Annotated in this window: 18 protein-coding genes; 5 read left to right on the top strand and 13 right to left on the bottom strand. The window is 71.2% G+C overall.

Translation table 11 applies throughout. The features are described 5' to 3' along the window. Window positions 1-320: 320 nt before the first annotated feature. From JSX79_RS02600 to JSX79_RS02570, 7 genes are all read right to left on the bottom strand, one after another. Window positions 321-611, bottom strand: coding sequence for a DUF1905 domain-containing protein (locus tag JSX79_RS02600; RefSeq protein ID WP_229085077.1), 291 nt, complete (start codon window positions 609-611; stop codon window positions 321-323). Between the two features lie 219 nt (window positions 612-830). Then, window positions 831-1,745, bottom strand: a complete 915-nt coding sequence (locus JSX79_RS02595) for an endo-beta-N-acetylglucosaminidase H (RefSeq protein WP_229085076.1) — start codon at window positions 1,743-1,745, stop codon at window positions 831-833. Window positions 1,746-1,773: 28 nt separating this feature from the next. Continuing rightward, on the bottom strand, window positions 1,774-4,782 hold the full coding sequence (locus tag JSX79_RS02590) for a glycoside hydrolase family 38 C-terminal domain-containing protein (RefSeq protein WP_229085075.1): 3,009 nt from the start codon (window positions 4,780-4,782) through the stop codon (window positions 1,774-1,776). Window positions 4,783-4,848: 66 nt separating this feature from the next. Further along, window positions 4,849-6,234 carry a cellulase family glycosylhydrolase gene (locus JSX79_RS02585; RefSeq protein WP_229085074.1) on the bottom strand — a complete coding sequence of 462 codons (1,386 nt, stop codon included), beginning with the start codon at window positions 6,232-6,234 and terminating at the stop codon, window positions 4,849-4,851. Next, window positions 6,234-7,220 (bottom strand): carbohydrate ABC transporter permease, encoded by a 987-nt coding sequence (locus JSX79_RS02580; protein ID WP_229085073.1) that lies wholly within the window; start codon window positions 7,218-7,220, stop codon window positions 6,234-6,236. Before JSX79_RS02580 ends, JSX79_RS02585 begins: the two co-directional genes overlap by 1 nt. Beyond that, complete coding sequence (locus tag JSX79_RS02575; protein WP_070416584.1) at window positions 7,217-8,095, bottom strand: carbohydrate ABC transporter permease; 879 nt, start codon at window positions 8,093-8,095, stop codon at window positions 7,217-7,219. Before JSX79_RS02575 ends, JSX79_RS02580 begins: the two co-directional genes overlap by 4 nt. Continuing rightward, window positions 8,095-9,390, bottom strand: a complete 1,296-nt coding sequence (locus JSX79_RS02570) for a sugar ABC transporter substrate-binding protein (protein WP_229085072.1) — start codon at window positions 9,388-9,390, stop codon at window positions 8,095-8,097. The genes JSX79_RS02575 and JSX79_RS02570 overlap by 1 nt, the downstream gene beginning before the upstream one ends. A 111-nt stretch (window positions 9,391-9,501) precedes the next feature. Between JSX79_RS02570 and JSX79_RS02565 the strand changes: the two genes are divergently transcribed. The 3 genes from JSX79_RS02565 to JSX79_RS02555 all read left to right on the top strand — a co-directional run bounded on the left by JSX79_RS02565 (window position 9,502) and on the right by JSX79_RS02555 (window position 11,216). Beyond that, entirely contained in the window at window positions 9,502-10,533 is a 1,032-nt protein-coding gene (locus JSX79_RS02565) for a LacI family DNA-binding transcriptional regulator (RefSeq protein WP_229085071.1), read from the top strand. Window positions 10,534-10,638: 105 nt separating this feature from the next. Continuing rightward, on the top strand, window positions 10,639-10,962 hold the full coding sequence (locus JSX79_RS02560; protein WP_070416587.1) for a hypothetical protein: 324 nt from the start codon (window positions 10,639-10,641) through the stop codon (window positions 10,960-10,962). A gap of 101 nt (window positions 10,963-11,063) precedes the next feature. Further along, entirely contained in the window at window positions 11,064-11,216 is a 153-nt protein-coding gene (locus JSX79_RS02555; RefSeq protein WP_156794738.1) for a hypothetical protein, read from the top strand. A 35-nt stretch (window positions 11,217-11,251) separates the two neighbouring features. Here JSX79_RS02555 and JSX79_RS02550 read toward each other — a convergent pair whose 3' ends face one another. The 3 genes from JSX79_RS02550 to JSX79_RS02540 are packed head-to-tail and all read right to left on the bottom strand — an operon-like array spanning window position 11,252 to window position 14,351. Beyond that, window positions 11,252-12,127 (bottom strand): DMT family transporter, encoded by an 876-nt coding sequence (locus JSX79_RS02550; RefSeq protein WP_229085070.1) that lies wholly within the window; start codon window positions 12,125-12,127, stop codon window positions 11,252-11,254. Between the two features lie 10 nt (window positions 12,128-12,137). Then, window positions 12,138-12,800 carry a response regulator transcription factor gene (locus JSX79_RS02545; protein WP_070416588.1) on the bottom strand — a complete coding sequence of 221 codons (663 nt, stop codon included), beginning with the start codon at window positions 12,798-12,800 and terminating at the stop codon, window positions 12,138-12,140. A gap of 39 nt (window positions 12,801-12,839) precedes the next feature. Continuing rightward, complete coding sequence (locus JSX79_RS02540; protein WP_229085069.1) at window positions 12,840-14,351, bottom strand: sensor histidine kinase; 1,512 nt, start codon at window positions 14,349-14,351, stop codon at window positions 12,840-12,842. A 95-nt stretch (window positions 14,352-14,446) separates the two neighbouring features. On the opposite strand from JSX79_RS02540, the gene JSX79_RS02535 reads away from it, so the two are divergent. After that, on the top strand, window positions 14,447-15,025 hold the full coding sequence (locus JSX79_RS02535; RefSeq protein ID WP_229085068.1) for a hypothetical protein: 579 nt from the start codon (window positions 14,447-14,449) through the stop codon (window positions 15,023-15,025). Window positions 15,026-15,091: 66 nt separating this feature from the next. Beyond that, complete coding sequence (locus JSX79_RS18565) at window positions 15,092-15,919, top strand: helix-turn-helix domain-containing protein (protein WP_229085067.1); 828 nt, start codon at window positions 15,092-15,094, stop codon at window positions 15,917-15,919. A 77-nt stretch (window positions 15,920-15,996) separates the two neighbouring features. On the opposite strand, the gene JSX79_RS02525 is transcribed toward JSX79_RS18565, so the two are convergent. Genes JSX79_RS02525 through JSX79_RS02515 form a run of 3 tightly spaced genes read right to left on the bottom strand, consistent with a single transcriptional unit; the run spans window position 15,997 to window position 19,633 of the window. Continuing rightward, window positions 15,997-17,649, bottom strand: a complete 1,653-nt coding sequence (locus tag JSX79_RS02525; RefSeq protein WP_229085066.1) for an ABC transporter ATP-binding protein — start codon at window positions 17,647-17,649, stop codon at window positions 15,997-15,999. Continuing rightward, window positions 17,646-18,227, bottom strand: coding sequence for a GbsR/MarR family transcriptional regulator (locus JSX79_RS02520; protein WP_092384056.1), 582 nt, complete (start codon window positions 18,225-18,227; stop codon window positions 17,646-17,648). The genes JSX79_RS02525 and JSX79_RS02520 overlap by 4 nt, the downstream gene beginning before the upstream one ends. Continuing rightward, entirely contained in the window at window positions 18,224-19,633 is a 1,410-nt protein-coding gene (locus tag JSX79_RS02515; RefSeq protein ID WP_229085065.1) for a serine hydrolase, read from the bottom strand. Before JSX79_RS02515 ends, JSX79_RS02520 begins: the two co-directional genes overlap by 4 nt. Window positions 19,634-19,664 lie beyond the last annotated feature (31 nt).

Below are 19,664 nucleotides of genomic sequence, written 5' to 3'. Positions count from 1 at the left end.
GTCCCAGCAGTCTGTTCGCGCGAGCCGATACTTCAGATGCACAACGTACCAGGGGTTCGACGGCGTCATGTGGACCGTGTGCAGGTGCACACCACACGGGCAATAGGCCTTGTAGTACTTCCGCGCCTTCACGAAGCGCCACCCGCGCGCTTCGGCGGTGCGCATCACGTGCTCGATCTCCTTCTTGGGATGTCGTGGCCGTTCGACCATCGGCACCTCCCCCCCACTGCCTGCGACGGTAGGGAGCGACGGGGAGGTGCCGAAGGTCGGCGGGAGACGTTGTGGAACTGGTCCGAGACAGCCCACGCTGTGGAGGAGTGTCAGGGACCTGCGAGCTCGAGGGTGATCGCCGGTTCGTCGCCCAGCTCGACACCCGCGCGGCGACGTTCCGCGGCCCGGAGGGGCACGAGGTACCCGCCACCCTTCGGGAAGAGCGAGGTCGTCCAGGTCACCGACCCGATCGTGACGCGGGCCGGGATCACGCCCCAGCCGTAGGTGAGCATCGGAGCGAGGTCGTGGATCACCTCGGCGGCGTCCGGCGGCACGACGGCGTAGAAGAACGGCGCCGGACCGCGCCACTCGATGACCTCGCCGGTGAACTGGAGCTCCACGTCGCGATCGTACGGCGCACCGCACGCGGACGGGCGGGTTCTGCCGCGTTCGTGACCGTTCCGGTTCACGATCCCCGGGTTCCGCGAACCAGGACGGTCAACGCGCACGCGCGAATCCTGCTCCAGCGACGGGAGGCGAGGGACGGGACGGACGCGCCCCGCGCCTCCTGGACCGTGCCGAGGAGACGCGGGGCGCGAGCCGCCGCACCGGACGCGACGTCAGTGGTACGTCGCGGCCTGCCCGTAGAGCACCTGCGTCATCGCCGACACGTACGACGAGACGTCACCGTCCGGCAGGTTGTACGTCATGAAGACGCCGTACCCGTCGGCCTTCGTGCGCTGTGCGAGCGACACCGCGGTGGACTGCGCCGTGTTCTGGATGTCGACCGCGGCGGCGGACAGCTTCGCCTTCCCGAGGCCCGGGATCGACGGCGCCGAGTAGGTGCCGTAGTACGGGTTCCAGGCGTAGTCGAGCTTCGAGCCGATGGCGCTGCTCGACGACGAGAGCGACGAGGACGCCGGGCCGATGTCGTAGAACGAGATGAGCTTGCCGGGCATCTGGGCACGGAGCGCGGTGATGAGCCAGCCGATCGACTGCTGGTTCGGCTGCGGCGTGCCGTTCGTGCCGTAGTCGGAGTACTCGTCGTCGAGGTCGACCCCGTCGAGGCCGTACTTCGTGACCGTGGCGGTGACCTGGGACGCGAAGTCCGCGGCGGCTGCCTGGGTCGGGAAGTTGGCGATCCCGGCACCCTGGTGGTTGCCGAGGATCGACAGCGAGACCTTGATGCCCTTGGCCTGCAGCGGCTTGATCTGCGTCGCCGCGGCGTCGAGCGTCGCCTGCACCTTGTCGTTGTTGTACAGGACGGCCTTCGAGCCGTTCCAGTTGATGTTCGCGGCGAAGATGATCGCCACGTCGAACGCGTTCGCCCCGTTCGCCAGCTGGTAGCGGCCGACGTTCGCGAGCTGGTCGTTGTTGACCTCGACGTACGCGATGCTCGTGGGCCCGGACTTCGTCGCGCTGGTCGCAGACGCGGTCGCTCGCGCCGGGTCAGCCGACGCTGCGGACGGCACGAGTGGTGCCGCCACCATCGCGGCGATGGCCGCCACGATGCCGAACTTGATCGTCTTCTTCATCACATTCCTCCTTGAATGGGTCGGTCGTTCAGTTGTGTGGGAAGCGGAAGGTCCGCACCTCGTAGGCGTCGACGGCGAACGAGGACGCGTCGACGGTCCCGGCCGAGGCCAGTGGCTCTTCGAGCAAGGTGACCTCCGCCCCCGCACCGAACGGGCCGTCGACCACGAGCCCGCCGGTCCCCCGCTGCCCGGACGGCTCGTACACCCGCACGACCAGGTCGCCGGACCGGTCGTCGGCGAGCTTGACGCTCGACAGCACGACGTCCCCGGAGACCTGCACGAGCGGGTCGAACCCGTGCCCACCGGTGGTCACCCGCGCAGCGGCGTTCATGACCACGCCGGCCGCCGTCGCCCCGAGCTGGTCGGTGCCGATGACGATCCCGTACCGGTGCGTCTGCACGCCCTGGTCGGTCTCGGGGTCGGGGAACCGCGGTGCCCGCAGCAGCGAGAGCCGCACGGTGGTGGTCACGTGCCCGTCGACGGCGTCGCGTGTGGTGTCGAACCCGTGGATCGAGTCGTTCACGAGGGCGACGCCGAAGCCCGGCTCGGACACGAGCACGTAGCGGTGCATCGAGGTCTCGAACTTCGCGGCCTCCCACGAGGTGTTCGTGTGCGTCACCCGCTTCTGCGCCCCGAACTGCGTCTCGGCGACGGTGTGCTCGGCGCGGACGTCGAGCGGGAACGCGACCTTGAGGAACTTCTCGGTCTCGTGCCAGTCGGTCGTCTGGTCGAACTCCAGCGTGCGGGAGTCCGGCGCGAGCACGAGCTCCTGCCGGACCGTCGAGTCGCCGAACGCCCGCTCGACGACGACGCGCGCGACACCGTCCGCGTCGACCGAACCGTGCAGCCCGGTGACCGACACGAGGTCCTCGACCCGGTTCCGGTAGTAGCGGTCGACGTCCCAGGCGTCCCACATGTTCGGGAAGTCCTGGTGCAGCTGCAGCAGGTTCGCCGCCTGCCCCGGAGCGATCGCTTCACGCCCGGTCGCCCGGTCGACGGCGCTCGTCACGAGCCCCTGTGCGTCGACCACGATCCGGACGAGGTCGTTGGCGAGCACGTAGCCGCCGTCCTCCTCGGTCAGTGCCACGGCGGTCGGCTCCGGCACGTCGGTCGCCAGGACCGCGCCCTGCGCGGGTGCGCCGGCCTGGAGGAACGGGGCCGGGTTCACGACGACGGCCGCATCCCCGGTACCGGCGAGCGCCGACAGCGCCTGGTCGATGATCGCGGTCAGGGCGCGGTCCGTCTCGGCGTACTTCGCGACCGCTTCGCGGTGCACCCACGCGATCGAGGTCCCCGGGAGGATGTCGTGGAACTGCTGGAGCAGGACCTGCTGCCAGAGCGCGTCGAGCTCGTCGTACGGGTACTCGAACTCGGTCCGGGATGCGGCGGTCGTGGCCCAGAGCTCGGCCTCGATGAGGAGCTGCTCGGAACGGCGGTTGCCCTGCTTCGTGCCGTGCTGGCTGGTCAGGGTCGCACGGTGCAGCTCGAGGTAGAGCTCCCCCACCCACACCGGCGGGTCGGGCAGCTCGGACTTCGCCCGGTCGAAGAACGTGTCCGGGTGCTCCCAGCGGACCTTCGCACTCCCCTCGAGGTCGGCGAGGCGCTTCGCCGTGCCGGTCATCTCGCGGGTCGTGCCACCGCCGCCGTCGCCCCAGCCGACCGGCGCGATCGACCCGGAGGCGAGCCGGTTCTCGCGGAACTGCCGGGAGGCCTTCGCGACCTCGCTGCCGGACAATCGCGAGTTGTACGTGTCCATCGACGGGAAGTGCGAGAACACCCGCGAGCCGTCGATGCCCTCCCAGAGGAAGGTGTGGTGCGGGAACTTGTTCACCTGGTTCCACGAGATCTTCTGCGTGAAGAACCACTCGAAGCCCGCGCGACGCATGAGCTGCGGCAGTGCCGGGGAGTACCCGAAGCTGTCCGGCAGCCAGACGCCCTTCGGCCGGATCCCGAACTCGCGCTCGAAGAACCGCTGCCCCTGGGAGAACTGACGGACGATGCTCTCGCCCGTCGGCATCACGGTGTCGGACTCGACCCACATGCCGCCGATCGGCAGGAAGCGTCCGGCCGCCACGGCGGCCTTGACCCGGGCGTAGACCTCGGGCCGGTGCTCCTTGATCCACGCGTACTGCTGCGCGCTCGACATGCCGTACAGGAAGTCGTCGGTCTGGTCGATGAGCTCGGTCATCGTCGAGGTGGTGCGGGCGACCTTGCGGATCGTCTCGCGGACCGGCCAGAGCCAGGCGGAGTCGATGTGCGCGTGCCCGACGGCGGAGATCGTGTGGGCGGAGGCCTCGGCGGGCGCGGCGAGGACGTCCGCGAGGGCCGCTCGGGCCTCGGGGGCGGTCGCGGCGATGTGCTGCAGGTCGAGCCGGTCGAGGGCGTCGTCGAGCGCCTGCAGGATCCGCATCCGCCGCGGCCCCTCCGGGAGCTCGGCCTGCAGTTCGAGCAGGACGTCGATGTCGAGCGCGAGTTCGTGCACCTCGGACTCGAAGACGGCGAGGTCCATCCGGCGGCTCGTGTAGAGGCGCGTCGACGACGAGGTCTGGACGTCGCCCTCCTGCGTCGGGAGGAAGGGGTGGTAGTCGAGCAGGACGGGGTTCGACGCCGCCTCGACGAAGAGCTCGACGGTCTCGCCGCCGACGGCCTCCTCCGCGACGAGCACCCACTGGTTCCGGGGGTTGATCGACTTCACGGGCGTGCCGTCCGCGCGGTAGACGAGTCCCTCGCACTGGAACCCGGGCATGTTCTTGTCGAAGCCGAGGTCGACGACGGCCTCCACACGGCGGCCGGCCCACTCGTCCGGCACGGTCCCGGTCAGCCGGAACCAGGTCGTCCCCCATGCTGCACCCCACGTCGTGCCCACCTCGTACGGCGTGAACTCGAGCGCGAGCCCGGCCGCGGGCGGGATCGGCTCCCCCGGCAGCTCGTGCCACGCGGTGTCGAGCGGCGTCGCGGTGGCGTGCACCGCCGGCAGGATGCGTTCGTCGAGGACGCGTCGCGCCCGGCCGGTGGTGAGGGGGATGTCGTCGTGCATGGGGACCTTCCTGTCGTGCGGTGGTGCTGGGCGTGCGGGGTGTGCGGGGCGTGCGGGGTGTGCGGCTCAGGCCATCGTGGCCGGGTGGGCCACCGACAGGAGCTCGGTGGCGGTGTCCTCGGGGACGTCGACGCACCGGGTGATGCCCCGGGCGGCGAGCAGCGCGTGGTCGTCGACCCGCGAGCGCAGGACCACCTGGGGGCCGCGTCCGTCCGGGGCCGTCGAGGCGAGGTCGAGCCAGGCGGCGGCGAACCGGCCTCCCGGCGCGCAGTCGGCCCGGAGGCCGCCGCGTGCGGTGCCGTCCGCGAGCACGTCGTCCAGCACGAGGGCGGTGGCCGGCGGCGCGGACACGGCACCGGTCGTGTCGGCCCGGCCGCGGGTGCCGTGCTCGCGGGCGAGGGCGGCGAAGGCCTCCCCCGCCGGCTTCAGCCGACCGTCGTTCGTGAAGAGGCCGAGGTCGTACTCGAGCTCCGGGAAGTCCGCGAGCGACCGCGAGACGTCGTGCGAGCACCACCACGTGACGCCGAGCACGTGCTGCGCGTCGAGCACGTGCCGGATCGTCTGCTCGGTGAACGCGGCGGCGTCGGCGGGGTCGACCACGTTCGTCGGGGCGCCCACCTCCTGCAGCCAGTTCGGGCGCTCCGGTTCGCGGTTCCACGCGCTCGCGAGCTGCAGCAGGTACTCACCGTGGCGGACCGAGCCGGCCCCGAGTGCGCCGTGCAGGGTCGCCGAGCCGTTGAACACCCACGAGTGCGTGACGGTCGCGTCGCCGTGGTCGGCCGCGTGTTCGGGGCCGAACGGCTGGGCGTCGTCGTACCAGGCGGCGTCGTACTGCGCGACGGTGACCAGGGGCCGTGGACGCGACCCGGTGCCGGGGCGGGCGGACGGTGCCGAGCCGAGCCGCGCCTCCAGGCCGACCGGACTCGACAGCCCGGCCCGCGCTGCCGCGACCATCGCTGCTGCCCACGCGTGCCCCTGCTCCGCCGTGATGTCGTGCGGCGTCGGGTGCGGCGCGTGCGCGAACTGGTTCACCTCGTTGCCGATGGTGATGCCGAGCAGGTTCGGTTTGTCGGCGACGGACGCGGCGAGCGCCTCGACGTAGGCCGCCGTCGACGCGACCACGTCCGGGTCGGTGAACATGTTCCGGCGGTGCCAGCTCTCGAGCCACGAGGGCACGAAGTCGAAGCTCGACAGGTGCCCCTGCAGCGCATCGACGTTGACGTCGAGCCCGAACGAGCCCGCGATGTCGACGACCGTCGCGACGTCCCGGAGCGCCGACCGCCGGATGAGCGTCCGGTTCGGCTGCACGACCGGCCAGAGCGGGAAGATCCGCACGTGGTCCGCGCCGAGCGACGCGATCTGCTCCATGTCCCGCGCCGTGTCCGACGGCGAGAAGTCGAGCCACGAGTGGAACCAGCCGACCGAGGGGGTGTGGTTGACGCCGAAGCGCATCAGCCCTTCACCCCGCCCTCTTCGACGCCCTTGAAGAAGAACCGCTGCAGGATCGCGAAGATCACCGCGATCGGGATGAACGCGATCATCGTGCCGGCCGCGATCATGCGCTGGTCGGTCGCGAACGTGCCCTGCAGGTACTGCAGCCCGACGGTCAGCGTCAGCTTGTCCGGCGACTGCAGCACGATGAGCGGCCAGAGGAAGTCGTCCCACGCGCCGATGAACGAGAAGATCGCGATGACGGCGATGGTCCCCTGCACGGCGGGCAGCGAGATGTACCGGAGGCGCTGCAGGGCGTTCGCGCCGTCCATCACGGCTGCCTGGTCGATCTCCTCGGGGATCTGCCGGAACGCGTTGAACATGAGCAGGACGTTGAGCGCCGCGATCATGCCGGGCAGGGCGACGCCGACGAGGGAATCGGCGAGGCCGAGGTCCTTCACGGTGACGAACTGGGAGATGATCGTCGCCTCGCCCGGGAGCACCAGGGTGGCCAGGAAGAGCCCGAGCACGGCCTTGCGGAAGCGCCACTGCAGCCGGGCGAGCGCGAAGCCCGCGAGGGTCGCGAACACGATGTTGCCGAGCACGTCGATCGCGGCGACGACGAGGGAGTTGCCGATGTACCCGAACACGGGGATCGCCTCGCCCACCCGCAGGTAGTTGCCGAAGGTCGGCTGCGTGGGGATGAAGGACGGGTTCGCCGTGTAGATGTCCTCCCCCGTGCCCTTGAGCGAGGTCGACAGCTGCCAGAGGAACGGCCCGATCGTGATGAAGAGCACCACGACGAGCAGGACGTAGCGGAGCACCTTCTCGCGGGTGGACATGACGCCCCACGCGGCGCGGCGCCGCGTGCGCCCGTTGCGTCCGTTGCGTCCGTTCGGTCGGGAGGCGCGGCTCCCGTCGGTCGCGCCGGTCACGTCCGGCGCGGGTGCGGCCGCGCCGGCGGCGCCCCCGAGGACGGGTTCGGTGGTCGAGGTCGTGTTGGTCACTTGTCCGCCTTGCTGTTCATCCGGGCGAGGGCGAGCATCGGGATGAGCGTCACGACGAAGAGCAGGAGGCTCAGGGCGGACGCGTAGCCGAGGTTGCCGGTGAAGCCGCGGGCGTACTGCTGGATGAGCATGACGAGCGAGTTGTCCTGCCCGCCCGGTCCGCCGGTGCCGTTGGTGAGGATGTAGAGCTCGCTGAACACCCGGAGCGCGCTCACGCACACGAGGATGCCGACGAGGGTCATGGTCCCTCGGACACCGGGCATGGTCACGGACCAGAACCGGCGGACGGAGCCGGCGCCGTCGAGGGCCGCGGCTTCGTGCAGGTCCTTGCCGACGTTCCCGAGGGCCGCCAGGAAGATGATCATGTAGTACCCGAGGCCCTTCCAGACCGTCAGGCTGATCGCGCTGAAGACGAGCAGCCACCGGTCGGTGAGGAACGGGATGGAGCTCTGCACGATCCCGAGGGACTGCGCCATCTCGTTGATGACCCCGCGGTCGTCGAGGATCCAGTTCCAGATGAGCCCGACGACCACGGCACTGGCGATCACCGGCGTGTAGTACGCGGTCCGGAAGAACGCGATGCCGGGGAGCTTCCGCTCGACGAGCACCGCCATGAGCAGCGGGAGCACCGTCAGCAGCGGCAGGCACACCGCCATGTAGATGACGCTGTTGAGGAGCGCCTCCCACACCTGCGGGTCGGCGAGCAGCGTCTCGAAGTTCTTGAGGCCCACCCACTGGCTCACGCCCCCGAGCGGGCTGGCGTTCGTGAACGACAGCCGGACGGTGTTGATCGACGGCCAGAGACTGAACGCGAGCAACCAGACGAGTGCCGGCAGGACGAGCAGCCAGGGCGTGAACCAGCGGTTGGCGCGCATCAGCTGTTCGCCAGCAGGCTGTTCATCTTGGTCTGCGCGGTCTGCAGCGCCTGCTCCGGCGTCGTGCCGCCCTTCATCGCCAGCGCGATCTGCTGGTCGAGGAAGTCGGTCATCGCCGAGTTCGCCTCGACCGGGTTGAGGTTCTTCGCCGTCTTCAGGGCGTCGTTGGCGAGCACGCGGGCCTTGGCCTCGACGGTGCCGTCGTCCTTCGAGAAGTACGGGTCGGACTGCGACGAGGTGGTCGACGGGAAGATGTTGACCAGGTGCGCGAAGGCCTCCTGGTTCTTCGCGTTCGTCATGAAGGCGGCGAGCGCCTCGGCCGTGGCGATGTGCTTGCTCTTCGCGCTGACGCTGAGGCCCTGCACGTAGAGCGGCGGGTTGTCGAGGGCCGACGACACGACGATGTTGCCCTTGAGTGACGGGTTGTTCTTCTCGAAGTCGCTGATCGCGGTGGCGCCACCGGTGGTCCAGGCGACCTTGCCCTGCGTGAACAGGGTGGAGTTGCCGAGGTAGTCGGTGTTCAGGACGGACGAGGGCATCAGGCCCTCCTTGTAGGCCTTCGCGTACTTCGCGATGAGGTCGGCCGCCTTCGACGAGTTCGCGAAGGTGAACTTCGTGCCCTGGTCGTTGATGATCTTGACGCCGGCGAGCGAGAAGTCCGACAGGCCGGGCTTGCGGCTCATCAGGTAGTCGTCCGGGCACTTCTGGTGCATGGTCTCGGCCTGCGCGAAGAGCTCGTCGGTCGTCTTCGGCGGGTTCGCCGGGTCGAGACCGCACTGCTCGAACATCGTCTTGTTCCAGTAGTCGACGTCCGTGTTGAGGTACCACGGGTAGCCGAAGGTGCCGTCGACGCCCTTGTAGTTGTACGCGGCGAGCGCGCCCTTGACGTAGGTGCTCGAGAGCTTCGAGTCGTCTTTCGCGACGTCCTGCAGGAAGCCGCGCTTGGCGAGGGGCAGGGCGATGTCCGGCGGCAGGTTGATCACGTCGGGCAGGGAGTTCGACGACGCCTGGCTGAGGACCTTGTCGGCGTAGCCGTCGCCGGGCTGGTCGACGAGCTTCACCTTCGCGTCCGGGTACTTCGCCTCGAAGTCCTTGATCACGCCGTTGAGGTAGTCCGTGTAGGTCGGGGTCAGCGCCCAGGTCTGCAGGGTGATGGATCCGTCGACCTTGCCGCTCCCGCCGCCGCTGCCCGCGCTGCTGCCGCTCGAGCACGCGGTCAGCGCGAGGGCCGTGACGGCCGCTCCGGCGAGGACCGCGAGGGCGCGTCCCGTCGTCCTGCGTGTGGTGTTCTTCATCGCTCGTGACTCCTTCGTCGTGGTGCGCGTCGTGCTGAACCGGTTCAGTCCCCGTCACCGATCCGTGTGAATGGAGCGATGATTTCCGACTAAAGCGTTATAGTCAACCCCGTGGCCCAGAACCGTCGCACGACGATCGCCGACATCGCCGCACGAGCCGGCGTGTCCATCAGCGCCGTCTCGTTCGCGCTCAACGACCGCCCCGGCGTGTCCGACGAGACCCGCGCGCGGGTGCAGGCCATCGCCCGCGAACTCGACTGGCAGCCGCACACCGCCGCACGCGCCCTGGGCGGTGCGAAGGCCGGGTCGATCGGCTTCGTGCTGAACCGGCCGGCCCGGACACTCGGCACCGAGTCGTTCTTCGGCGACCTCATCTCGGGGATCCAGCTCGGGCTCGCCGGCAGTCACGTCGGCATGAACCTCCTCGTCGCGCGGGACGCCGCCGAGGAGCTCCAGACCTACCGGGACTGGTGGCGCGGACACCGGGTCGACGGCGTGATCGTGATCGACCCCCGCCGCGACGACGACCGGCTCACGCTGCTCACCGAGCTCGGGATGCCCACCGTCGTCGTCGGGTCGCACCCCTCGGCCGAGCCCGCGGCACCGACGGTCTGGATCGACGACTCCGACGCGACCGACACCGTGCTGCGGTACCTGCACGCGCTCGGGCACCGGCGGATCGCGCACGTCGCCGGACGACCGGAGTTCGAGCACACGGCGATGCGGATCGACCGCCTCCGCGAGTTCACCGCGGCCGAGGGGCTCGAGGACGCCGTGTCGATCCCGACCGACTACTCCGCCGAGGCCGGGGCGAGCGCGACCAGGTCCCTGCTCTCGCAGAGCGTCCGCCCCACCGCGATCGTGTACGACAACGACGTGCTCGCGGTCGCCGGACTGGGCGTGGCGAGCGAGATGGGCGTGCGCGTCCCAGGTGACGTCTCGATCGTGTCGTTCGACGACTCGGCGATGGTCCGGCTCGTGCGGCCGTCGATCACCTCGCTCACGCGTGACACGGTCGAGCTCGGGCAGCGGGCGGCGACGCTCCTGCGCGAGCAGATCGACGCCGGCTCGCCGCTGCCGTCGCGCCCGGGGCCGTCGCTGACGCTGAGCGTGCGCGAGTCGACCGGCCGCGTGCACCCCTGACCCGCCCGTCCCGCGGCCCCGTCGACACGCCGATCCTGGGCATCGCGTGCGCACGGGCAGCGCGGCCGACTTGACGCCGGTTCGAACACACGTTCGAATACTCTCGTGGGACGGCGTCGCGAGAACCGGTGGCAGCCCCCGGAACACCCGGAGGTCGAGCGTCCGCGCGCCTACTCCCTCTCCGAGGACGCCCGCGGTCCGGACGTCTGCCACGCCGTCACCCCCGTGCCGGTCTGGGCGTGGATCCAATTCCCCACGTTCCACGTCCGCGTGAAGGCCTTCGCGAAGAGCTGGACCCGCGACGCTGTCCTCGTCGAGTGGGCGCAGTTCGGGCAGCAGGCGAACGCGTGGGTGTGGCGGTCCGCGGTGAAGCACCGCACCCTGCGTGCCGACGCGGCGCGGCGCAGTCCGCAGAACGCACCACGTTGACTTCCCCCGACATCGCGAGGATCGTTTACGGAACACCGGTACAGCAAGTAACTCACTGATCGAGACATTCGGTCCGAGTGCTGACGCTGGGAGGAGGCACCATGAAGAAGAGCGAGGTGCCGTCCTGGGTCGCCCACGTGCTCACCCCGCCCGAGGTCATCGCGGCCTACGTCGAACGACGGGTCAACGACCCGGCGTTGCTGACGGGTGAACACACGGAACCCACGTACGCGGACTTCCTCCGCGACGAGTAGACGGTCTTTCCGGAGGCGCGGCACACGTTCTTGACTCACGGAACGGGATCCGCGCCTCCCGTTCGACCGCCCCGATCACGACGCGCGGACAGCGTCACGCCCACGCTCGCGGCGGTGACGCACGCGAGGGCGACGACCTCGAGCAGCGCGAGCGCTTCGTGCAGGATCAGCAGGCCCGCGAGGGCCGCGATCGCCGGCCCGAGGCTCTGCAGGACCCCGAAGACACGGGTCGGCATCCGCCGGAGCGCGAGCATCTCGAGCGCGTAGGGCAGGACGCTCGACAGCACGGCGACGCCGCCGAACACGAGGAGGAGCACCGGTTCACGGACGACCCCGTCGACCGCCGACCGGAGCCCGAACGGCAGCGACACGAGCATCGCGACGAGCATCGACACGGCGAGCCCGTCCACGCCGGGGATCGCGGCGCCCACGTGCCGGTTCATGACGATGTAGCCCGCCCAGCACACCGCGGCGAGGACGGCGAACACGACACCGCCGACCGCGGTCACCGCCGCCGGACCGACCCCGAGCAGCACGACCCCGGCGAGCGCCAGCACCGCCCAGAGCACGTCGCGCCACCGTCGGGTGTGCACGAGGGAGAGGGCGAGCGGGCCGAGGAACTCGATCGTCACCGCGACCCCGATCGGGATGCTCGCGAACGCCACGTAGATGAAGACGTTCATGCCGCCGAGCGCCAGCCCGAGGCCGATCGCACCGAGCCACTGCTGCCGGGTCCAGTGCCGGACGCGCGGCCGGACCACGAGCGCGAGGACGACGGCCCCGATGACGAGCCGCAGTGTGGCGGCGCCGACCGAGCCGACGTCGTCGAACCGGGTCTTCGCGATCGCGGCGCCGAGCTGCACGGACACCATCGCCGCGAGGGCGAGGAGCGGCGCCGGGACGCGGTTCACCGGTGCGCCGTCACCCGAGGTAGGCGAGCACGGCGAGGACCCGACGGTGGTCCTCGCCCGTGTCCTCGAGCGCGAGCTTGCCGAAGATGCTCGAGACGTGCTTCTCGACCGCGCCGGTGCCGATCACGAGCGCGCGGGCGATCGCGGCGTTGGTGCGGCCCTCGGCCATGAGCCCGAGGACGTCGCGCTCGCGCGGCGTGAGCGCTGCGAGCGGGTCACGGCGGCGGCTCATGAGCTGGGTGACGACCTCGGGGTCGAGGACGGTGCCGCCGGCGGCGATGCGGCGGACGGCGTCGTCGATCTCCTCGAGCCGGGTGACGCGGTCCTTGAGCAGGTAGCCGATGCCGGTCGCGCCCGCCGCGAGGACGTCCTCGGCGTAGGTGGCCTCGACGTACTGGGACAGCAGGAGCACGCCGGTGCGCGGAGCCCGGCGCCGGGTCTCGACGGCGGCGCGGACGCCCTCGTCGGTGAAGGTCGGCGGCATCCGCACGTCCATCACCACGACGTCGGGCGCACCGTCGGGGAGCGTGGCGAGGAAGGAGTCGGCGTCGGCGTACTGCCCGATGACGTCGATGCCCGCTTCGTCGAGCACGCGCGAGAGTCCTTCGCGCAGGAGCACGGCGTCGTCGACGACGACGGCCCGGATGCGTGCTGCATCCGGGCCGTCGCTCATGCCGACCAGCCTAGTGGGAGCGCGGACGCTCCCGGGGGCTCACGAGCGCGTCGTGGGCACGCCGTTCAGGGCGCCGAGCGGGATCCGTGCCGTCGCCTCGGTCGGACCGCCCTCGGGGCTCGAGACCGTCAGCTCGCCATCGAGGGCGCGCATCCGACCCATCAGCCCCTCGATGCCGTGCCCCTCCTGCGGGCGGGCCCCACCGCGGCCGTCGTCGGTGACGCTGACCGTGAGGTACCAGAGTCCGGAGGCGTCGACCACGAGTCCGAGGTACACCCCGGCAGTCGAGGCACCGGCGTGCTTCGTGGTGTTCGTCAGCAGCTCGCTCACCGTGAAGTACACGTTGCGCTGGATCTCGGTCGCGAGCTCGAGCCCGTCGGGCAGGCGGACGTCCAGGCCGACGGGGATCGGGGTCCGGGCGACGAGGGCCTCGAGCGCGGCGACGAGCCCGCGGTCGAGCAGGATGGGCGGTGCGAACCCGCGGGAAAGGGCACGCAGTTCGTCGAGGGCGTCCTGGGCGTGCTCCGACGCCTCGCCGATGAGCTGCTTCGCCTTCACCGGGTCCTTGTCGAAGGCGCGCTCGGCCGCGGACAGGTCCATGCGCAGGCGGACGAGTCGCTGCTGCGGGCCGTCGTGCAGGTCGCGCTCGATCTGGCGGAGTGCCTGGCCCTCGGCGGTGACGGCACCGGCACGGGAGGCCTGGAGCCCGGCGACCCGACGCTCGAGCTGCTCCGCACGGAACCCGCCGAGCAGACCGAAGTCGATCCAGAAGTGCGCGATCACGGAACCGCGGGCCCACAGCGGGAAGAGCACCACCGAGGCGGCCATCGACAGGAGTCCGAGGAACCCGAAGCCCACGACGGACGTCATGTCCCACCCGAAGTACTGCGCGCTCATGCCGTTCACGAACGCGACCCCGGCGAGGCCGATCGGCCAGAGGAAGCCGGCGAGGAGCAGTGCGCCGGCGCCCACCGTGCAGAGCGCCGCGATCGGGTACACGACCGCCGCGTGCAGCAGGTACAGCCAGTAGTGCGGGTTGGCGACGGCAGAGCCCGTGCGCGTCCACCAGTTCTGCTGCCACCGGGGCGTCCAGTCGACCGGTCGGATCGGGCGGCTGTCGGCCCACCCGATGCGGAGCTTCTCGAACTGTCCGAGCCACCGCGCGACGAACAGCGCGATGAAGAACATCAGCAGGACGAACGGGTTGAAGAGGTCGCGGAAGCCGCCGCCGAAGATCGCCGCGGGGAACGCGGCGTAGAGCGTGCAGAGCAGCACCGCCGTGAGGGCCATGTAGCCGAAGTCGCGCGGCAGGCGCTTCCACGCCTCGCGGTAGAACGCACCGGCGGTCGTGCCCGTGCCCGATCCGGACCCACCGGGCGCGGTCGGGTGTGCCGGCGGGACGCTCGGGCCCTGGCCGCTCGCGGGCGGCGTCGACGACCACGTCGGGGGCGTCTGGTTCGGCTGTGCGGGCATCGGTTCGGTGGCTCCTGGCGGGACGGAGTCGTGCAGCGGGACGGTCTCGGCCTGGTCGAGGCGGGCGGTGTCGGTCATGACACCAAGCCTCGCGATCACCGGCTCGATCCCCCATCCTGCCCCCTCCCGAACCGGAGGTGGGGTTATCCCCCGCACCGGCGTACCGTGTGGCCATGGGGAACACCACGGGGGTCCGGGTCGCGTCGGCGGCCGCCATTGTCGCAGCGCTCGTCTTCGGTGCCGAGGGGCTAGGCGACGCGTGGGGGGCCCTCGCCTTCGGCCCACCGGCGTTGCGGCTCGCCGGAACGGTCGTCGCCGGTGTCTGCGGAGCGGTCGTGCTCGTCGCCGCCCTGCGTTCCCGGGACCGCCGCGCCCTCGCGTTCGGGGTCGCCGTGCTCGCGTTCGCCCTGGCCTGGGCCGTCCCCGGGCCGATCGGCGACGGGCTGTACTGGATCGCCCGGGCGGCGCTCGTGGCGTTCGGCGTGCTCACCGTCCGTGGTCTGCGCGGACCGCAGCGCGTGCTCGGCTGGGTCGTGACGATCGCCGCGGCGCTGTGGTTCGTCGTGTCCGTCCTGACGCAGACGGTCCCGCCGCCCTCCACCGCGCAGGAGGTCCTCGCCGTCGTGTACGCGGTCCCCGGCGTGCTGCAGGCGGTCGCGTTCCTCGCGGCGGCCGTCCTCGTCGCCGTGCCCCTGCTCCGCCCGGTCGGCACCGGTGCGGGGTCGCTCTGGTCCTCCGCCGAGGTCCGTTGACCCGCACGCTCCACAGGTCGGACACCGGCGCCCTCGCCCGGGTGTCCGACATGGCAGCGTCATGGCGTGGAAGATGCACTCCGAGCACTGGTGGACGCCGTCGGCCTCGACGTTCGCTACGGCGACGAGGTCCTCGCCGACGACGAGCGGTGGACACTCGACCTCGGCTCGACGACCGACCACGTCTGGGTTGCGTCGACCGCCCGCACCGAGGTGTGGCTCCGACGCGGCGGCGACGTCTGGGTGGTCGCGCCGGGGACCGCAGCGATCGTCGCGCCGGGAGTCCCGGTGACGGTGGGCACCGGCCCGGATCGCTCACCAGCACCGACGGCCGACGATGCGTGGTGCAGTCCGACGGGCGTCCACCTCGGGACCGCGTCGTTCGGCCCGTTCGTCGACGAAGCGCTCGGGCTCGGCGCGCTCGTCCACACCGAGCCACCCGAGGCACCGCACGAGGACGTGGTGCTCGCCCTCGCCCACATCGCGTCGCTCGTCGGTGGCCGGTGGAGGGCATCGCGCCGGGATGCCCTCGCGCGTGTCGTCGTCATGACCGTGCTCGGCGACAACCCACCGTCGTTCCTCGCGGATGCGAGCCTGACCCCGTGCATCGATCGGCTCCTCGATGGCGGCGACCCCGTGCCGATCGACGAGCTGCGGCGCGGCACCGGCATGTCGGCGAGCACCGTGCGGCGCCGGTTCCGCGCGACGACCGGCTGCTCGCCCGAGGAGCTCCGGCGGTGGTTCCGGTCGCTCGCCCTCCGTGCCGCACTCGCCGCCGACGACGCCGATCCGGCCGCCGTCGCTGCCCACGCCGGGTTCAGCACCACGAGTTCGATGCGACGCTCGCTCCGGCGCGTGCGAGCGCCCGATGTCCGTGTTCCATCCGCGCTCTGACCGTTCTGGTTCGCGGATCCCGGGATCCGCGAACCAGAACGGTCAATCGCCGGACAGAACGTGCGGTCGCGCGGGGCTCACGCGCCGAGCGACGCCAGCCGTTCGGAGCGACGCGCGGCCTGCTCGACCGGGTCCGGCACGGGTGCCGCCTGGATGAGCCGCCGCGTGTACGGGTCCTGCGGCGCGCGCAGGATCGCGTCGCGGCTCCCCTGCTCGGCGACCCGTCCGCCGTGCAGCACCACGACCCGGTCGCAGAGCGTGTCCACCACGGCCAGGTCGTGCGTGACGAAGAGGCAGGCGAACCCGAGTCGTTCCTGGAGCTCCCGGAAGACGTCGAGCACCCGTGCCTGAACCGAGACGTCGAGCGCGCTGGTGGGCTCGTCCGCGATGAGCAGCGCGGGGTCCAACGCGACGGCACGGGCGATCGCGACGCGCTGCCGCTGGCCGCCGGAGAGCTCGTGCGGGAAGCGCTCGCGGAAGCCGCCGTCGAGCCCGACGTCCGCGAGCAGGCGCTCCACCCGCTCCCGGACCTCGTCCGCGGGCAGACCGAGGATCTGCCGGAGCGGTTCGGCGACCGTCTGCCCGACCGTGTACCGCGGGTTCAGGGAACGCAGCGGGTTCTGGAAGACGACGCCGACGCGACGGCGCATGGCACGCCGGGAGGCACGGTGCGCGCCCGCCACGTCCGTCCCCTCGACGAGGACGGCGCCCGCGGTGATCGGTGCGAGTCCGACGGCGGCTCGGCCGATGGTGGTCTTGCCGCTGCCGGACTCCCCGACCAGGCCGACGATCTCTCCCCGGCCGACGGTGAACGACACGTCGTCGACCGCACGGAAGCGCCCACGGAGTGCTCCGCCGTACTCGACCACGAGGTGCCGGACGTCCAGGACGGGTGTGGCGACCTCCGCGGCGGGGTCGACCCGCGCCTCCTGGACCGCACCGGTGCCCATCCGCGGGACGGCGGCGAGGAGTTCGCGCGTGTAGTCGGCGGCGGGTGCGGCGAAGACCGTGCTCGCCGAGCCGGTCTCGACGACGCTTCCGCGGCGCATGACCACCACGCGGTCGGCGATGTCCGCCACGACGCCCATGTCGTGCGTGATGAGCAGGATCGCGGTCCCGGTGCGTTCGCGCAGCCGGCGGAGGACGTCGAGGACCTCGGCCTGCACGGTCACGTCGAGCGCGGTCGTCGGCTCGTCCGCGATGAGGAGGTCCGGGTCGGCCGCGAGCGCCATCGCGATCATGACGCGCTGGCACTGGCCGCCGGAGAGTTCGTGCGGGTACTGGCCGAGTCGGCGTTCGGGCTCCGGGACCTCGACGGCGCGGAGGAGGTCGAGCGACCGTTCCCGCACCGCGGCACGGTCGAGGCCGTCCTCGGCGCGACGGACGGCCTCCGCGAGCTGGAACCCGACCGTGAAGACCGGGTTCAGTGCGGCGGACGGGTCTTGGAAGATCATCGAGACCCGGCGGCCACGTGCCGCTCGGAGGGTGCGCTCGTCGGCGCCGAGGACCTCGAGGTCACCGAGGCGGATGCTGCCGGTGGCACGTGCGCCGTCCGGGGCGATGCCCATCGCCGTCATAGCGGTCATGCTCTTGCCGGAGCCGGACTCGCCGACGACGGCGACCACCTCGCCGCGACCGACGGTGAACGAGGCGTCGTCGACCGCGCGGACCACGGTGCCGTCGACGTCGAACGTGACGCTGAGGTGCTCGACGGTGAGGACGTCGCTCATGGGGTCTCCGATCGGTCGGGGTGGTCACGGGCGTCCTTGAACGCCTCCCACTCCTCGAGCATCTTGCGGTGGTAGCCCTGCAGCCACTGCATGTAGTCGCGGCCGTTGAGCAGGCGCTCGCGGACCTCGGCGTCGACGTCGCCGGAACCGGTCCGGCCCGCCGCCTCGACGACGGCGAGACCGTGGCCGATGATGTCGCGCTGGCGGTCGAGGTACTTCCGCTCGCTCGCGAGCCAGGACCCCCACACGTCGGCCTCGGCGCGGAAGTAGTGGCTGCGCTCGCCGGGGACGGTGTGCCGCTTCACGAAGCCGGAGTCGACGAGCCGCCTGGTCGCCATCGACACCGAGCCCGAGCTGGCGCCGAGAGCGGCCTGCAGGTCGGCGGACGACGAGTGCGGAGCGCGCGTCATCATGAGGTACCCGAGCACCCGGGCGTCGGTGAGGGGCATGCCCGCGGCGTCGTTGAGCATGAGGGCGAACTCCTCGACGAAGGTCTGCCGCTCCGGTTCGAGGACGACGTCGTCGACGGGGTGCTCGTCGGTGTGCGCGCGGACACCGGCGCGGTCGTCGCCGCTCACGGTGCCAGTCCAGCCGCGACCTCGGGTCGCTCGGACGGGATCGTCCAGGGTTCCTCGCTCATGCCGCCGGCTCCGCGGATCGACACCACGGTGCCGTCGGCATCGCGCTCGTAGGTGATGTCCTCGTCGATCGACCCGAAGCGGTTGCCGTGGGTCATCCGGAGCGTGTCGGCGTCGACGACCTCGAGCCGGGTCGGGGTGTCGAGCGGCTCGGGGCCCGACGGGTCGACCTCGACGAGTCGGTCCCCGATCCGGGCGATGTCGGTGACGCCCCACGGGTTCGCGAAGCGGCCCGTGAACGTGTCGGTGTCGACGTCGTCGGGTACCGGCGTCCCGGGGGCGTCGTCGTCCGCCGCGGCGTCGAGCATCCGGATGATCGCGGTGGCGATGAGCGTCGCCGGGCCGGCCGCGGCGCTGGTGAGCACCGAGACGACGAGACCGGAGGCCGGGTCGAACATCGACTGCGTGATGTGCCCGGGGAAGCCGCCGGAGTGGCCGCGGATCTCCCGGCCACCGATCCGGTCGACGATGAACCCGGCACCGTAGCCGCGCGCCGCGGGGTCGTCCGTCGCGCTCCACGCCTTGCGCTGCGCGAGCCGCTTCGAGTGGTCGTCGAGCAGGGTGCCCTGCCCGATGACGTGCTGCGAGAAGTACCGGACGAGGTCGGAGGCGGTGCCGTGGAAGCCCGTCGCCGCTGCCATCGCGCGGGTGTCGACGTGGTCGATCCGCCGACGCTGCCGAGCGACGTGGAACCCGGTGTACCCGACCACGAAGTCGTCGGCGCGCGCGGCGTCCCAGTCGGGCCCGGTGTTCCGCAGGCCGAGCGGTTCGGTGATCGACTCGCGGACGAAGTCGTTGTACGACCGACCGGACACCGCGGCGATGACGAGTCCGAGCAGGGAGTACCCGAGGTTCGAGTAGTTGAACGACGATCCGGTGGGCACCTTCTGCCCGCGGTCGAGGACGAGCGCGAGGAGTTCTTGTTCGTCCGGGAAGGGCCGGAGCAGCGACCAGTAGTCGCCGTCGTGACCGTCCCGGATCACGCCGGCCCCCATCTCCATGAGCTCCCGGATCGTGGCGTCGGCGAGGGGCGAGCCCCCGTCGACGAGCGCCGGGAGGTACGTGCCCACCGTGTCGTCGAGCCGCAGCGACCCACGCTCGGCGAGCTGCAGGAGCGCGGTGGCGGTGAAGGTCTTCGAGTGCGAGGCGATGCGGAACAGATCGGTGGTGGTGAGGCGTCGCCCGGCCTCGACGTCCGCGTAGCCCCAGGCCTCGTCGAAGAGGACCTCGTTGCCGTACCCGATCGCGACCTGCACGCCGGGGACGCGGAGCTGCCACACCTTGTACGACACCCACTCGTGGATGTAGGGCAGGGTCTTCCGGTAGGCGGCGAGGGTGTCTGTCACGGTGGTCCTTTCGAGGGGCGGTGGGTCGAGT

Origin of the sequence: Curtobacterium sp. GD1 (assembly GCF_020882855.1) — a bacterium.
Lineage (GTDB): Bacteria > Actinomycetota > Actinomycetes > Actinomycetales > Microbacteriaceae > Curtobacterium.
The sequence above is the reverse complement of the archived record's forward strand: the minus strand, read 5'-3'. Positions and strand labels throughout refer to the sequence as shown.